The organism is Thalassolituus pacificus, assembly GCF_025318105.1.
GTDB classification, from domain to species: domain Bacteria; phylum Pseudomonadota; class Gammaproteobacteria; order Pseudomonadales; family Oceanobacteraceae; genus Venatoribacter; species Venatoribacter pacificus.
The window spans coordinates 504072-519939 of record NZ_JAOANI010000028.1 but is presented as its reverse complement, the minus strand read 5'-3'; the positions used below and the strand labels follow the sequence as shown (position 1 = coordinate 519939).

Below are 15868 nucleotides of genomic sequence, written 5' to 3'. Positions count from 1 at the left end.
ACTGTCTGGCGCTAGACCAGTATTCGGGCGCGGAATCTACAGGAAAGGAAAACAATAGCCAGACCAGTATTCGGGCGCCAGTTCTACAGGAACGAGCTGTAATAGCCAGACCGTCTTGCGCTAAGCCGGTATTCGGGCGCGGAATCTACAGGAACGAGCAGTAATAGCCAGACTGTCTGGCGCTAAGCCGGTATTCGGCGCGGAATCTACAGGAACGAGCAGTAATAGCCAGACTGTCTGGCGCTAAGCCGGTATTCGGGCGCGGAATCTACAGGAAAGGAAAACAATAGCCAGAACACAGGTCGGATTTACAGGAACAAATAAGAGTAACCAAACTGTCTGGCGCTAGACCGGTATTCGGGCGCAGGTTCTGCAGGAAAGGGAGATAACCAGGCCTGTGGGAGCGGCATTTCTGCCGCGCTGATAATCGTGACTGAAAGTCACTCCCACTACTGAAAGTCACTCCCACTGAATCAACCATCGTATTCGGTCAATTATCTGCGGCGAAGTGGAATACCCGCAGACGCCTGTGTTTAAACCTTCCCCTGCATCTCCAGTGCTTTCTGGTACAGCTCTTTTTTATTCTCGCCGGTCAGGTCGGCGATAATGGCCGCGGCTTTTTTCGGTGGCAGTTCGGCCAGCAGCAGGCGGAACAATTTGTTGCTGTCGACTTCGCTGGCCGGGGCCGGATCGGGGTTGCCGGCGATCATCACCACGAACTCACCCTTCTGCTGGTCGGCATCCGCCTGCAGCTGGCTGAGAATGCCTGGCAATGTGCCGTGATAAAAAGTCTCGAAGGTTTTGGTTAATTCGCGTGCAACACAGGCTTGACGTTCTGCGCCAAAAACCTCGGCCATGACTTCCAGGGTATCGAGAATCCGGTGTTTGGATTCGTAGTACACCAGGGTGCGTGCTTCCTGTTCCTGAGCCAGTAATTTTTCGCGTTTGGCACCGCTTTTATGCGGCAGGAAACCTTCAAAGGTAAAACGGTCAGTCGGCAGGCCAGCCGCGCTCAGGGCGGTAATAATGGCGCTGACGCCGGGAATCGGGCTGACATTCAGCCCGCGCGCGCGCAGCGCCTGCACCAAAGGATATCCCGGATCGGAAATTAATGGCGTACCGGCATCGGATACCAGCGCCATGCTCTGGCCCTGTTCCAGGTGGCGGGCAATCTGTTCTACGCGCTCGCGTTCGTTGTGTTCGTGCACCGATAACAGCGGCTTTCGCAGGCCGAGGTGCTGGAGTAATTTTGCGGTATGTCTGGTATCCTCGCAGGCAATTACATCAACGCTGGTCAGCACCTGCTTTGCACGCTCGGTGAGGTCAGCCAAATTACCAATGGGTGTCGCCACGACGTAAAACGTGCCGACCTGCATTCTGGGATCTGAAGTCATGCGGGGAAACTTACCTGATCGTTGGTTACGCGGATTATCGCTGCTGGTTGTCAGCGCGGGTCTGGGTTTAAGCGGCTGTTCAACCACACCGGGACAAACCGGACTGGAAGGCAGCAGCCTTACCGAAAGCAGTCGTCAGAGTAATTCAGTATTAATGCAGCAGATTCGCGGCGAACTCGACGACGGCGAGTTTGGCAATGCTGCGCTGCAATTGCAACTGCTGCACGAGCGCGTGCTCACTCCGCAAGAACAGGTGGAGTTCCTGCTGCTGTCGGCGCAACTGCATCTGGGCAGCAACGAACCGGAGATTGCCGGTGAATATCTGAGCCAGCTGAGCCAGCGCATGGATTACGCCACGCCAGAGCAGGAACTGCGCGCCAGCCTGTTAAAAGCGCGCTGGTACGAAAGCAATGGCGAATATCTGGCCGCCGCGCGCGAGCGCGATTTTTTATCCGGCGCGTTAAACCCGGAGCAACGCGAGCAGAATCATGAGCAAATCTGGCAGGATTTAATGGCCATGCCGGAAGTCGAGCTGCTTGAATGGGCAGAAAAAACCCCGGCTACCCAGTTTGGTGACTGGCTGCGGCTGGCGGCTATTTCGCGTAACTCCCGCCTGACACTGGACGAACATCTGGCGGCGGTAACGACGTGGCGCGAACAAAATCCGGCTCACCCTGCCGCCAAACAATTACCCGGCGGTCTGGCGCTGCTGGCTGATCTGGCGGCTAACCGTCCGCACAGTGTTGCACTCCTGCTGCCGTTATCCGGTCCACTGGAAAAAACCGGCGGCGCCATCCGCGATGGTTTTATGGCCGCCTATTACGAATCCCTCGATAAAGGCTACGCCATTCCGCAAGTACACCTGTACGACAGCCAGAAATACGGCGACATCGACGTTGCCTACGCTCAGGCACAACTCGATGGTGCGCAGTGGGTGATCGGGCCGATCAACAAAATGCAGGTGCAGGCGCTGCAACAGCGTGAAACCCTGCCACTGCCAACGCTGGCCCTGAATTACGGTGATCGTGCCGAAGCCGAAACCACCCCGGCCAACCTGTACCAATACGGCCTGGCCGCCGAAGACGAAGCGGTACAGATTGCCGAAAAAGCCTGGACCGATGGCCTGCGCCGCGCACTGGTGATGGTGCCCAAGGGTAACTGGGGCGAGCGTATTTATGCCGCCTTTGAACAGCGCTGGCTGGAGCTGGGCGGTGAAATCGGCGAACAGCGTTTTTACCCGAACCGCCAGGACTACAACCCGGAAATCAAAGCGCTGCTGAACGTCGACGACAGCCAGAAGCGCTATCAGACCATGCGCCGTCTGTTGCGCCAGAGCACCGAATTTGAGCCACGCCGCCGTCAGGATGTCGATTGGGTATTTATGGTTGCCCTGCCGCAGCAGGCCCGCCAGATCAAGCCAACGCTGGCGTTTAACTTTGCCGGTGATCTGCCGGTGTACGCCACCTCGCATGTGTATTCCGGCGAACCGAATCCAACCAAAGACCGCGACCTGAATGGCGTGCAGTTCTGTGATGTGCCCTGGCTGCTGGAAAGCAGCGAGCTGTACCGCACCGTAGAAAAAGTGATGCCGAATGGTCAGGGCGGCTATGCCCGCTTATACGCCATGGGCGTGGATGCTTTCCGCCTGCTGCCACGGTTAAAACAGCTGGAAGTATTCCCGCACAGCCAGATGTTTGGCAGTACCGGCGCGCTGGCGCTGGATCACGAGCGCCGCATTCACCGCCGTACCGAATGTACCCAGTTCCGCTCTGGCCGGCCGCAGCGTTTAGCCAGACGCTGAGTACTCACACCGCACAATTCACGGGGCAAGGATGCCATGTGGTTTACCCGCAAAGACAAAAACCCGCAGGATTCAGAACAAACGGCAGAGAATTCCTCTGCCGCTGAAACCCGTGCTGCAGAAAAGCCTGCAACACGCACAAAAGGCGCTGAGATTGAACAGGCCGCCGAACACTTCCTTAAGCGTCAGGGGCTGAAAGCCGTTACCCGCAATTACACCATCCGCGGCGGTGAAATCGACCTGATTATGCGCCACGGTAACGTGCTGGTGTTTGTTGAGGTGCGTTATCGCGCCAACCACACCCACGGCAGCGGCGCTGAAAGCATTACCCACCACAAGCAACAGCGTTTACTCAAAACCGCCCAACATTATCTGCAGAAACATTACGGCGCTGCACCGCCCGACTGCCGCTTTGACGTGATGTCGGGCAGCGGCCAGCCGGTGCAGTTTGAATGGCTGCAGAATGTGTTTGGCTGATCGCTCGCTCGCAGAAACAGTGCCGTATCAGAACTGATACGCCGCCGCCAGACGCACAGTGCGCGGTTCGATCACATGGTAATGAATATCCTCCTGCTCGCTGCTTTCACCCGGCAAACGCGAGGCGTACCAGTAATCAATATCGTGATCGCGGCTGTCGAACAGGTTAAGTACATCGGCACTGAATACCCAGCTGTTCAGGCTGTAGCCGCTGCGCAGGTTCACCACCGTGGTCGGATCGGAGGTGACCGAACCATCTTCCACCAGCGGCCGCTCACCAAAATAGCGCAGGCGCAGACTGCCAAACCAGCCTTCACCGCGCTGGCTGCTGATACCCGCCTGCACTACATTTTTAACCGCACCGGGAATCTCATTACCGTCGGCCGAATTGCCGCGTAATTCTGCCTTGGTCCAGGCGTATTCCAGATCCATATTCCAGCGCTCGTTCAGCTGATAATAGAGCGTCATTTCCAGCCCTTTGCGCCGTGAGGCACGGCTGGCTTCGGTATTACCGGCATCACCGACAAACAGCAGTTCGCTGTCGAGATCCAGCTGCCACAGCGCCAGAGAAGTGCTCAGACGCCCGGCCATAACACCGCGCACACCGACCTCATAGCCCATTGAATCCACCAGCGGATCAACCGCCTCCACGGCACTGCCATCGGCCGGATCAACCTGAATGGTGGTGCCACGGGCATCGTTCGAGTGCAGTCCCTGCCCCGCCGCCAAATAGCTTTCCCAGTCGCGGTTCAGGGCCACAATCACGCTGCCTTTTAACGCAATATTGTCATCGCTGGCCTTACCGCTGTTGGCACTCAGATCGACGCCGTTTTTGTTGCTGCTAACCCGGCTTTGCACATCAAAGCGGTAGTGGTCGTAGCGCACGCCCAGCACGGTACGCACGCGTTCATTCCAGTACAGGGTGTTTTCGGCGTAGAGACCGGTGCTGAGTTCGCCTACACGGTCACTGCGGACAGTTCCGATACGCTGACGTTCTTTACTGTGATACAGACCGACTTCGCCAATATCGTCATAGCGCAGGTCGGCGCCGATACGGTTGCTCATCGCCAGACCGGCTATCTCTGAGTGCCAGAGATAGCTGAGCTGACCACCGTAAATCCAGCGATCATCAACCTGTTCAAATTGGTCGCCATTGACGGTATCGTCGAGAAAATAGGTGAAGTCCGACCACAGGTTCATGTCGTAACGGATGGCATAAGCAGAAGCCTGAATACCGTCGCGTTGCCAGATGGCATTCAGGCTGTAGCGGCTGGATTGGCCGCCCACGCTGTCGTTCAGCGAACCCAGCTCGTCGATCAGGCCGCTGTCGACCGCACGCTGCGGAATCTGGTCGGCGCTGTTCCACTGGTTGTCGTAGCCCATAAAGGACAGGCTCAGCTTGCCGCCAGCCAATGTACGGCGATGCTTGAGCAGCACACTGGTTTTATCCAGATCTTCGCGAATATCACTCCAGGGGCCATCGTAGGCATTGCGCTCCAGCGCATACAACCAGTCGCCCTGGGCATTGCTCAGACTGTCGAGCAGCACCGCACGGCGATACTGATCTTCGCCCAGACTCAGCTGCGCCAGCCCCTGTGCAAACGCATCAGCCGTTTGCACAGACGCGCTGCCCGCACCACTGAAATCACCGACATCGGCGTAGTAACTGCCCTTCTGATAACTCAGCGAGCCAATGCTTTCCGGAATAATAAAATTAAGATCGGTATAACCCTGACCGTGGCCGTGGGTGCGCATATTGACCGGCATACCATCAACAAAGGTGGCGAAATCGGTGCCGTGATCGAGATTAAAGCCGCGCAGAAAATACTGGTTCGCTTTACCGCTGCCGCTGTGCTGGGTGACGACTAAGCCGGGCACAAGTTCCAGCACTTCGCCGGTGCGCAACAACGGCCGGCTGTTAATTTCTTCACCGCTGACATAGCCCTGCGATGCCGACATCGCCTCACCCAGCAGTTTTTCTCTGGCGGTCACGATCTGGTTATCCAGTTTGGCTGCACCGTTAATTTCAACGGCCCCTGCGTTGTCCGCAAGTGGTGTCTGCTGGGCCAGCGCAAGCACAGGTAACCCCAGCAATAAAAGGCCTACAGGCTGCATATTCATCTTTATCCTCAATGTCCGTTTAACTGCCAGCCCGACAGCGATGCATGATTGCCTGCCGGGTCTTTATTAATGAAAATATCATCGTATGAACAGCAACTTATCAGCACTGACCAATACCGATAACAGCTCGGTGTTAGGGATAAAATTTTCCTTATGACACGAGCAGCCGATTTAACCCGCTGGCTGAAGCTGCCCGGTGTCCGGCCACGCACCCCTTCGCTGGGCAAACGCGAACTGGCCATTCTGGAAGTGCTCTGGCAACAGGGATCGTTATCAGCCCAGCAGGTGCATTCTTTTTTGCTGGAAGACATCACCCTCAGCACGGTACAAAGCACACTCGAACGCCTGCATCGCAAAGATCTGCTGCAGCGCCACAAAGAAAGCCGGGCATTTTTTTATACCGCGGTCATGCATAAAACCGATCTGATCAGCAACCTGCTGCACGATATCGCCGCCGATCTCAGTGCCGGAGATATGGCGCCGATGGTGTCGGGCTTTATGGATTATTTAGCCGATGTTGCCCCGGCCATGGGCAACCGTCTGCATCAGGCGCTCAGCGATGAGCCGGACAGCACGACCGCAAACGCAGAGATCAACAGCACGAATGGCGGAAGTCATGATTCCTGAACTGGCCGATATTGCATTAGCCAGCGCACTGAGTTTGAGTGCCTCGTCATTGCTGGCGGCCCTGTTATGGCCGCTGTTGCAAAAAACCGTGCGTACGGTAACGCCACAGCAGCACACCCGTGTGCTGATGCTGTATGCCTTACTGCCCTGGGTGGTGACGTTTTGGGTTGTGTTCCTGTTGATGAATCCTGAGCTGGCAGGCGCGTTGCAAAGCGCCCATTGCCATGGTGATGTCTGCGGACCGCATGTGCCGGATGTCAGCTCTGCGTCGCTGACGGGAGCTATCCTGGCGGCGGCAATCAGCGCACTCCTGCTTATTACCGTGCTGCTGCTGAACCGGCAACTGCAACGGGGTCGCAAGCGACTGGCAACCGTTGATCTGTTTTCGACAGCAGGCGACCCGTGCGGTGATGCTCGCCACACGTTAAGCGATGCACCCCACACTCCGGATTTCCGTTTGATCCACTCTCCTTTACTGCTGGCCTGGTGTGCCGGGTTATGGCGACCCAGAGTGTATATTTCCAGCGCCTTGCAGCAGCAGCTGAACCACCGCGAGTTGTCGCTGGTGCTGCAGCATGAATACTGCCATGTCATACGGCGCGATAATTTGCGCAAAGTCTTGCTGCAATGGCTGACCGTGCTCTGGCTGCCAACGGCACGCCGCGCATTGCGCGCTCAGTACGATCTTGCCTGCGAACAATTATGCGATGCTTATGCCGCCAGTCAGGGTTATCAGGCCGATGAAATCACCGCCGTTATGCAGCGACTGCAAGCCAATGCGGATGCCGCTCAATCAGCTGCTCAATCAACATCAGAACAGCGCACAGACGAGTTACAGCGGCCAGCCAGCCAAAGCAGTGCCGACGGCTGGCTGTTGTTGGTTGCGCTACTCTGCACTCAGGTGGCCGTTTTCAGCCACTGGCTTCATCCGCTACTGGATACATTATTTCTCTGAGAATCACTGTTATTTGGTTTTGTCTCATGGCTCATTTATGATGGCCCATCTGTTACTCCCGGAGCGTTATTGTGCAGGATCGGATCATCGGCCATTTTGGCGCCAGTATCGAAACCAAAACCCACGCAGCAGAAGAGCTGCCGCCCTTTATTGAGCGCGCAGCGCAGATCATGGTTAACGCCCTGCTCGGCGGTGGAAAAATCCTAACCTGTGGTAATGGCGGCTCCGCCGGCGATGCGCAGCACTTTTCTTCTGAGCTGCTGAATCGCTTTGAGCGCGAGCGTCCGAGTCTGCCGGCCATTGCCCTGACCACCGACTCCTCAACCGTGACGTCCATTGCCAACGATTACAGCTATAACGAGATTTTCTCCAAGCAGATCCGTGCTCTGGGGAATGCCGGTGACGTACTGCTGGCGATTTCCACCAGCGGTAACTCCGCCAACGTGGTGCAGGCCATTCAGGCGGCCCACGAACGGGATATGACCGTAGTTGCCTTAACCGGTAAAGACGGTGGCCACATGGCCTCACTCATTACCCGTGACGACGTGGAAGTGCGGGTGCCCGCTAATGTCACGGCGCGCATTCAGGAAGTGCATCTGCTGGTGATTCACTGCCTGTGTGATCTGATCGACTGCTCGCTGTTCGGCGAAGAATAACCGGACACAGCATTCTGGCTGCGACAAACGCTGCGCATAAAAAACGGCCCGGACATTCTCATGTCCGGGCCGTTTTTTATCGCGGATGTCTATGCCGTGATCAGGGAATCAGATGACTGAAATCCACCATCAGTGTCTGCACATCACCGGAATAACGGGTTGCCTGTACGCCAACACGGATGTTGTTGGCTAACGGGTAGCTGGCCCCGGCCTGCAGGCTCAGCTGACCTTTACTCTCCAGCCGGGTGTTAAAACCCGACGCCACATCGGCTTCAATATGTGCGTACCCGGCACCCAGCATCCAGCTCCACTGACCATAAAGTGGCATACGGTATTGCGCCTGCAAACTGTGGGTTGTGTATTCAATCGGTGCACTGTTCACCTCAGCGGTCCCCGGAATACCGTATTCATAACGTACCTGCCAGGCATGATTCAGTTGCACACCCACAGCAAAATGTCCTGCCAGTCCGCCGTCATCGGTGACTTTGTTACTACTATGAACCTCCGGATTAAGCCAGCTGTAACCAGCTCCCCAGGCCAGCAGCCAGTGCACCTTGTCTGCGGAAAACTCATCCGTCGCAGATGCGCTGTTCGCCTGTGACAGCGGCACCCAGAGCAACCCCGCCAGCAGCAATGCACGCGCACCTCCAGACAACCGTCCTGATAAGCGCCCGGCCATACCCAGTATCAATACCAGCAACAGCATCCATGGGCCGAAAGCACCGGTGGCTGTGGTGACATCGTCACCGGTATTAATGGATGGGTCTTCACCATCAATGATGTTGTCATTGTCAGAATCCGGGTCCAGATGATCGGCGATGCCGTCATTATCATAATCCGGCATCTCGCGGTCATCACGTACGCCATTGCCGTTACTGTCGGTGCCGAAGGTATCGCCATTTACGTCGTAGTCGACGCCATCATCAATACCATCGGCATCGGCATCCTTACCGGTAAAGAAGCCCATTTGCGGATTTTCAACCACATCCGGAATACCGTCGCCGTCATCATCTTCATCCAGATGGTTCGGGATACCATCACCATCAATATCGGGCAGAGAACCGAAGGCACCGACCGCATTGTCGATAATATCCATCAGACCATCACGATCCATATCCACGGTGTTATCGATACGGCCATCTTTATCAACGTCCAGCAGCTTCGGCAAACCACTGAGTGAGAAATCGGTCTGAATATTATTGCTGCTTAACTGCAGGAAGTTAAAGATACCGTCGTTGTTATCGTCGATCAGGTCGTTACTGTCATCAAGTTCAATGCGGTCATCATCGACCATCAGATTGCCATCAACATCAGCCAAACCGTTTTCGATCAGATCGCCGATACCATCGTTATCGGAATCCAGATCCTGGCTGTTCAGCAGTCCGTCACTGTCGGCATCTGCCAGAGCGTTGGCCGCACGATAACCTTCAATGGTCATCAGACTGTCTTCCGCACCGTCGAGGTTATCGTCGGTACGGCCATCATCGATATTGCCATCCTGATCGGCATCGGCATCAAAGAAATCGATAATGCCATCGTCATCACTGTCGGTAAGTACTAAGCCCAGCTCAACCCGATCAGACAGACCATCCTGATCGCTGTCGGTATCTTCACGGTCGATAATGCCATCGCGATCACGGTCAATCGTTACATCCCCTTCAAGGCTGTTCGGCAGACCATCACCGTCATCGTCCTGCGCTTCCATAATCAGGGCTACCAGTGCTTCCAGTTCAATCAGGGTATCGGTATCGGCTCCCTGAGAGCGGCCGATAGCGCTGTTCAGAATAGGCAGTACACGGTTGAAATCGTCATCACCTGGTTGGGTCAGTCCTGCCTGACGATACTGTGTCAGTGTCAGATCGTCCGCAGCAACACCACCCGCTGAGCCAGAAATAGTATTCAGGGAATATTGCTGCAAGCTGATCACCGTAGCCGTGGCTGCTGAGGTGCGATTCTCATTGCGCCCGAGATTATCGGTATAGGTGACTTGCACAGTAATCTGCTGACCGACATCGGCAGCTGCAACGGTATAAGACGAACTGTTGCCTACCGCAGTCGCACCACTACGCCATTGATAAGTCAGTGTCGCATCGTCAATACCATCAGCATCGTTCACTTGTGATAACAAAGTCAGACTTTCTACAGCCAGGCCGGAAATCGTGACCGATCCATCGGTATTGATATTCTGATAATCCACCGACAGGCTACCTGCAGTATTGTTATTTCCGGCAGCATCGCTGGCTTTATTCGCTGCCACACTGACGGTGACTAAACCGAACGCTGATGGCGTAATGTCCAGGGTATATACCGAACCACTGACCGCCTGGAAATTACTGCCACTGGCATTGGTCAGCGTAATACCACCCACGATAAAACCCGTAACGTTTTCGCTGAAAGTAAAGGTGGCGGTAAAGCCTGCGCCGATAGTACCACTGGCACCACTGACAACGACCGTCGGAGCCGTAGCATCATAAGTAACCGCCAGCTGAGTTGCTGCCGTGTTGTTATTACCCGCAGCATCCTGGGCAACAGCACCAGCAACATCGACCGTTACTGCGCCGTCTGCAGTTGGCGTAATTAACGCGGTATATACTGAAGCACTGGCAGCATTAAACGCACTCACAGAAGCATTAGTAACGCTAATGTAGCTGTTATCGGTAATACCGATCACCGCTTCGCTGAACGTAAAAGTTGCGGTAAATGGGGCATTAATGCTGCCGCTGGCACCACTGATAACCACCGTCGGTGCAGTAGCATCATAAGTAATCGCCAGCTGAGTTGCAGCCGTGTTGTTATTACCCGCAGCATCCTGGGCAACAGCACCAGCAACATCGACCGTTACTGCGCCGTCTGCAGTTGGCGTAATTAACGCGGTATATACTGAAGCACTGGCAGCATTAAACGCACTCACAGAAGCATTAGTAACGCTAATGTAGCTGTTATCGGTAATACCGATCACCGCTTCGCTGAACGTAAAAGTTGCGGTAAATGGGGCATTAATGCTGCCGCTGGCACCACTGATAACCACCGTCGGTGCAGTAGCATCATAAGTAATCGCCAGCTGAGTTGCTGCCGTGTTGTTATTACCCGCAGCATCCTGGGCAACAGCACCAGCAACATCGACCGTTACTGCGCCGTCTGCAGTCGGCGTAATTAACGCGGTATATACTGAAGCACTGACAGCATTAAACGCACTCACAGAAGCATTAGTGACGCTGATGTAGCTGTTATCGGTAATACCGATCACCGCTTCGCTGAACGTAAACGTTGCGGTAAATGGGGCATTAATGCTGCCACTGGCTCCGGATATAACAACGGTTGGGTAAACCTGATCATTGTCAGTGATGGATACCGTCTGCTGTTGTGTACCGGATTCAGTGCCGTTACTCACAGTGGATATATCAATAATGATGGTTTCGGTTGCTTCTTCAAGAACATCATCTGCGATTGCCAGCGCCGAACTTTTAGTGGTATTACCTGTTGTAATAATCAGGCTGCTCACGGAAGTATAATCAGCGCCATCCGTTGCGCTTCCTGAATACGTCAGATTAACCGTAATATCCTGATTAAAAGAATGGCTGGCCGTTGCGGTTACATTAACACTGCCGACAGATTCCAATGGATTGGTACTGCTGGCTGACAGAGTAATGGTCGGATAAGCAGTCACCGTCAGCGTAGCGGTATAAGAACCCGCACTGTAGGCCGTTCCATCATTAACATCAAAAATGAAACTGGAAGATGAACCTGTCGTGTTCAGATATTTAAGATAACCGGCATCAAGATTGGCTTTGCTGACCTGCGATCCATTTGTCAGCGCAGATTCGCCACCGTTGATTGTTCCACTGCTATCGCTATCGACCCACAGACTACCCTGCCCAGGAACCGTGACGATACGAACATGATCTAAAGGATCACCATCAGTGTCAGAGTAGGAAAAATTCGCCGTTGAAAAAGCATAAGGCGTTCCCTGATAAATCGGGCTCGCAGTAAAATTTGCAGCGGTTGGAGCGTTATTGATAACAAATACCGAACCGGTAAAAGTATCCGGCAGATTGCCGGGATAACTGGGGTTATCGGTAAATGACCAGTTCGAAGTATTATAAATCTGGGATAAACAGTCTGACAGTGTTGAGTTACAAGATGCAGGACCATTGTAATAGCCTTGTAATATATTCAGCTGCGCAGTTTGCCCGCTAACAAGAGAAGTACCTAAAATAGTTGCTGTATCTCCATTACCAAGAGTGCTTTCGTCACCATAAAAAGCCAGAAAAACGCCAGGTGCTGCCCGGGTTCCGGTATAGATATAAAGCTGATCACCATCGATCATATTAAAACCGGTATCGCTTTCAGCAATACTACCGGTGTTGACTGCGATACCAGAAGTACTCGGATCATCAGAGGCATTGGTAATTTTAATTACCGTCCCTCTGGCAAGCGTACTGCCGGTATTATTTGTCCAGGTTAAATTGCCTTCGCCGGTTGGCGTTGAAAAGGCGGCACCATCCCACTCTTCATCTGTAATGGTCAGAGTTGTTCCATTCGGGCAATCATCAACTAATAGAAAAGTTAAACCATCGTTATAAACAACAGAAGGACTGACGTCGTAACCGTTGTATGCCAGAATTGCTACATCGCCCGGAGAGTCGATCGAGCTATTCTGGGTTGCGGCTGAAGCAACTAACGGAATAAAAAAAAGTAAAAATAAAAATCGCTTCATACCAATCCCCATTGATTATTTATAATTTCCTTTCACACAGAAAGGAACGGACCGGCAAGCCGGCCCGCTATTTATCAGCTACGCGAAGGGAATACTCCCAGAGTACAAATGATGTAACTGATTGCCAGCGATGGTTGCATATTATTAAACGGCTGACTGCCACCCATCAGGCCCGTTTCCAGCTGTAAGCCGGATACCGCCAGCGGACTGCCAGAATACATGGCTTCCGCTGTTGAGCCGCTAGCATAACTGTCTGATCCGCTGTTAGCCAGCACTCCTGCTCCCGGGCTGGGCTCATCGGCTTCGCCGGTTGCCGTATTAACCGGAACAGCGACATGGCCAGCATTCTGCGTAATGACGGCATGGTTGTGAGCCGGCAGATTAAGACTGGTAAGAGTTACTGTTTCGGTACCAAAGTGCTGCCCAGCTGCACGAGGAGTCAGGCCTGGACCGGCACCGGTACCCAACGCACAACGACCGCGCAGATCCGGTAAAGCAAAAGTCGTCCGGCCATCACCGCCGTATATGGTGCCAATTATTGAAAATAGTGCCGTGTTGCTTGAAATAGCAATTAACTGGCCCGCACAAAGCGACCAGGTACGCGGTGCCCAGTTAGCGCCGAACTGAGTAACGGTTCCAATTGTTCCTTCCATTTTTATTCTCCTTGATTAGCTTCTGGATGGGTAAATGCCAAACATACAAATAATGGCGGGTAGCGCCAGAGAGGGTTGCATATTATTAAAGCCGATGCTTTCCCCTGTATTAGCGACAACCACTTCAAGGCCATAGACAGCCAGCGGACTACCGGAATAGACAGCCGATGAGGTCGCTGAACTGGCATAAACATCTGAGCCACTGTTAGTCAGAACACCACTGCCCGGACTCACTTCATCCGCATCCCCTACTGAGGTGTTAACCGGAAGTCCAACATGTCCCGCGTGATTGACTAACACTGCGTGATTATGTGCCGGCATATTCGCGCTGGTCAGACTCACTTTCTCAGCCCCTGTTTGAGCACCGATTATGCGATCACTTAAACCCGAGCCATGCCCGGTTCCCATGGATGTCCGACCAGCCAGGTTTGGCAAGGCAAAACTTGTTCGCCCATCACCACCGTAGCTCGTGCCAAGCAGTGAAAACAGAGCATCATATTGGCTGATCGCCAGTAATTGCCCTTGGCAGAAAGACCAGTTTCTGGGGGCAAAATTACCGGCAAAGTTCGTTATATTGGCTATTGTTCCTTCCATCCAGCTTCTCCCGTTTTGTTATTGGATAACTATCAAAGCTTTGTCCGACCTGAAGCTGATAACGCTCAGCAAAACGCAACCCGCTGAAAATACCAGCGGCAAGATAAATAATATCCAGACGCAAAACGCCATCATGACAAGCTACCAATAAACCTTCCGGTTCACCGATGTGTACAATAGTTCCTGCGGCTAATCCATAACGTGGATGCTCAACCGGAGTAGCCTCCAGTAGGTAAAGAACATCCTGATTAAAACTGAAAGCCGCGCCACCCAACTGTGGGTTACAGGCACGGGTAAGATGAAAAATGTCGAGGCTCCCCTGCTGCTGCCAGTTAATACCGGTAGAGTTGATATCAGGGCGTGGAGCTGGTTTATCTTCACTCTGAAATTTACGCTGAGGCTGCGGTTTACAATCCATTCCGCCGGCAGACAGCCACTGGCCGATAAACAATGGCATGTATTGCGACAAAGAAATATTCAGACTCTGGTGAGTATCGTACGGATGAATATTGAACATTTGTTGATAAAGAATATCACCGGTATCGGCCTGTTCAGCAATCTGATGCAGCGTAAGACAACCACTCTCAGCGCCTTCACCAATCTGCCAGAAGAGCGGATCAGCACCACGCCATTGTGGTAAATCACTGGCGTGAATATTAAGAAGTTTACCTTGCAGAGCCTGCACCATCGCCGGTGGAAATAAAAAGGATAAATAGCAGGAAACGATGGCATCAGCCTGCTGTACGCTCTGATGCTGAAGTAACGCTTCGGGCTTTTCCGGATCCATAACCTGAACCCCGATACCCAGCATCGCGCACTGTGCTGCCAGCTGCCGGCTGTCTTCTCCGGTTACATCGTACAGCCATACCGCCGCCAATTGCTGACGGGCATAAAGATCCTGAATGAGTGGCAATGCCAGACTGGTTTGAGTGGCAATAATCAGTTTCATGCAGGCTCCACATACACCGGCAGAAAACCGGGAAGTCCTTGTTTGCGGTAATAAAAAAGAATGCTGTCGCCCGGTTTTATCAGTAAATCACCAGGCTGTGGATTATGTGGTTCAAAACCAATGCAGACACTCAGATCCGGCAACGGATGGGTGATACCAGAAGCGTACTCTGTGACAGAAAGATCCTGATAAACCTGCATCTCGGTAGTGAGCAGCAGAATATGTTCAATGGTCGTATCTAAATCGGCGGGCACCTGAACCTGCTGACAGCGGATAAGCTCGCTGCCATCATTCAGACGGACAAGATCCAGCTGCCGCAGACTTTCGCGGCTCAACTCCAGCACAGGACCAATATCAACACGCTGAGTATTTCTTTCGCCCGCCGCCCGTGGTTTGGCCGGGAATTCATCATCTGCCTGTGTCAGCACTGCGCGGATGCTGATTTTTTCCGGTAATAACAAGGCATCTTCAGCCAGTAGCGGAGCAAAATGCTGGCAAATATTCAGGTGCCCTTCACGGCTAAGACCGTGCTGCATGGCTTCCACCAGCAAAATATCAACACTGCCATTCTCTGCCTGGTAGTCACAGGCATCCTGATGCAGAACCTTTACCATCTCCTGAAGCTGCAAACTTTCAACCAGCGCGGCCAGGCTTTGAATCGCTGCCGGATGAATGTCGATTAATGTGACCTGCAAATTTTCCGGCAATAGTTGCTGTTCACGCAAATAATGCAAAACCGGCAACAACAGTGGTGCAAAGGGGCCACAGGCCGGATATACCAGATGACACTCACGCTCGGCGTACTGCGGTAAAATACTGCTCAGCGCCTGCCAGAAAGTTCCGACACGGGCACTGTCCAATACCGTACGGATCGCATAGTCCGGCGACATAACTAAGCCATTATTATTAATAAATTGTCGCTGG

The 15868-nt window shown here is 53.4% G+C and carries 12 protein-coding genes; 5 read left to right on the top strand and 7 right to left on the bottom strand.

Going from position 1 to position 15868, the window contains the following annotated elements; translation table 11 throughout:
- Positions 1–533: 533 nt before the first annotated feature.
- Positions 534–1394 carry a 16S rRNA (cytidine(1402)-2'-O)-methyltransferase gene (rsmI, locus tag NYR02_RS17095; RefSeq protein WP_260977562.1) on the bottom strand — a complete coding sequence of 287 codons (861 nt, stop codon included), beginning with the start codon at positions 1392–1394 and terminating at the stop codon, positions 534–536.
- Between rsmI and NYR02_RS17090 the strand changes: the two genes are divergently transcribed.
- Complete coding sequence (locus tag NYR02_RS17090) at positions 1393–3195, top strand: penicillin-binding protein activator (protein ID WP_260977561.1); 1803 nt, start codon at positions 1393–1395, stop codon at positions 3193–3195. The genes rsmI and NYR02_RS17090 overlap by 2 nt on opposite strands.
- A gap of 36 nt (positions 3196–3231) precedes the next feature.
- Positions 3232–3672: a YraN family protein gene (locus tag NYR02_RS17085; protein ID WP_260977560.1), complete on the top strand. Its 441-nt coding sequence runs from the start codon at positions 3232–3234 to the stop codon at positions 3670–3672.
- A gap of 27 nt (positions 3673–3699) precedes the next feature.
- Here NYR02_RS17085 and NYR02_RS17080 read toward each other — a convergent pair whose 3' ends face one another.
- The gene (locus NYR02_RS17080) at positions 3700–5793 is read right to left on the bottom strand and encodes a TonB-dependent receptor (protein WP_260977559.1); all 2094 of its coding nucleotides are present in this window, start codon (positions 5791–5793) and stop codon (positions 3700–3702) included.
- 153 nt (positions 5794–5946) lie between these two features.
- Between NYR02_RS17080 and NYR02_RS17075 the strand changes: the two genes are divergently transcribed.
- From NYR02_RS17075 to NYR02_RS17065, 3 genes are all read left to right on the top strand, one after another.
- Positions 5947–6420, top strand: a complete 474-nt coding sequence (locus NYR02_RS17075; RefSeq protein WP_260977558.1) for a BlaI/MecI/CopY family transcriptional regulator — start codon at positions 5947–5949, stop codon at positions 6418–6420.
- Complete coding sequence (locus NYR02_RS17070; protein ID WP_260977557.1) at positions 6410–7375, top strand: M56 family metallopeptidase; 966 nt, start codon at positions 6410–6412, stop codon at positions 7373–7375. The genes NYR02_RS17075 and NYR02_RS17070 overlap by 11 nt, the downstream gene beginning before the upstream one ends.
- A gap of 71 nt (positions 7376–7446) precedes the next feature.
- On the top strand, positions 7447–8031 hold the full coding sequence (locus NYR02_RS17065; RefSeq protein ID WP_260977556.1) for a phosphoheptose isomerase: 585 nt from the start codon (positions 7447–7449) through the stop codon (positions 8029–8031).
- 100 nt (positions 8032–8131) lie between these two features.
- Here NYR02_RS17065 and NYR02_RS17060 read toward each other — a convergent pair whose 3' ends face one another.
- The 5 genes from NYR02_RS17060 to NYR02_RS17040 form a co-directional block, all read right to left on the bottom strand.
- Positions 8132–12748: an Ig-like domain-containing protein gene (locus NYR02_RS17060; protein WP_260977555.1), complete on the bottom strand. Its 4617-nt coding sequence runs from the start codon at positions 12746–12748 to the stop codon at positions 8132–8134.
- A gap of 74 nt (positions 12749–12822) precedes the next feature.
- Positions 12823–13401 carry a phage tail protein gene (locus NYR02_RS17055; RefSeq protein ID WP_260977554.1) on the bottom strand — a complete coding sequence of 193 codons (579 nt, stop codon included), beginning with the start codon at positions 13399–13401 and terminating at the stop codon, positions 12823–12825.
- 15 nt (positions 13402–13416) lie between these two features.
- Positions 13417–13995: a phage tail protein gene (locus NYR02_RS17050; RefSeq protein ID WP_260977553.1), complete on the bottom strand. Its 579-nt coding sequence runs from the start codon at positions 13993–13995 to the stop codon at positions 13417–13419.
- Entirely contained in the window at positions 13955–14944 is a 990-nt protein-coding gene (locus NYR02_RS17045) for a methionyl-tRNA formyltransferase (RefSeq protein WP_260977552.1), read from the bottom strand. The genes NYR02_RS17050 and NYR02_RS17045 overlap by 41 nt, the downstream gene beginning before the upstream one ends.
- Positions 14941–15834 (bottom strand): SAM-dependent methyltransferase, encoded by an 894-nt coding sequence (locus NYR02_RS17040; RefSeq protein WP_260977551.1) that lies wholly within the window; start codon positions 15832–15834, stop codon positions 14941–14943. Before NYR02_RS17040 ends, NYR02_RS17045 begins: the two co-directional genes overlap by 4 nt.
- Positions 15835–15868 lie beyond the last annotated feature (34 nt).

Excerpts from the sequence above, each read along its gene's own strand:
- NYR02_RS17090 (WP_260977561.1), top strand. The coding sequence starts at position 1,393 with ATGCGGGGAAACTTACCTGATCGTTGGTTACGCGGATTATCGCTGCTG.
- rsmI (WP_260977562.1), bottom strand. The coding sequence starts at position 1,394 with ATGACTTCAGATCCCAGAATGCAGGTCGGCACGTTTTACGTCGTGGCG.
- NYR02_RS17085 (WP_260977560.1), top strand. The coding sequence starts at position 3,232 with ATGTGGTTTACCCGCAAAGACAAAAACCCGCAGGATTCAGAACAAACG.
- NYR02_RS17080 (WP_260977559.1), bottom strand. The coding sequence starts at position 5,793 with ATGAATATGCAGCCTGTAGGCCTTTTATTGCTGGGGTTACCTGTGCTT.
- NYR02_RS17075 (WP_260977558.1), top strand. The coding sequence starts at position 5,947 with ATGACACGAGCAGCCGATTTAACCCGCTGGCTGAAGCTGCCCGGTGTC.
- NYR02_RS17070 (WP_260977557.1), top strand. The coding sequence starts at position 6,410 with ATGATTCCTGAACTGGCCGATATTGCATTAGCCAGCGCACTGAGTTTG.
- NYR02_RS17060 (WP_260977555.1), bottom strand. The coding sequence starts at position 12,748 with ATGAAGCGATTTTTATTTTTACTTTTTTTTATTCCGTTAGTTGCTTCA.
- NYR02_RS17055 (WP_260977554.1), bottom strand. The coding sequence starts at position 13,401 with ATGGAAGGAACAATTGGAACCGTTACTCAGTTCGGCGCTAACTGGGCA.
- NYR02_RS17050 (WP_260977553.1), bottom strand. The coding sequence starts at position 13,995 with ATGGAAGGAACAATAGCCAATATAACGAACTTTGCCGGTAATTTTGCC.
- NYR02_RS17045 (WP_260977552.1), bottom strand. The coding sequence starts at position 14,944 with ATGAAACTGATTATTGCCACTCAAACCAGTCTGGCATTGCCACTCATT.
- NYR02_RS17040 (WP_260977551.1), bottom strand. The coding sequence starts at position 15,834 with ATGTCGCCGGACTATGCGATCCGTACGGTATTGGACAGTGCCCGTGTC.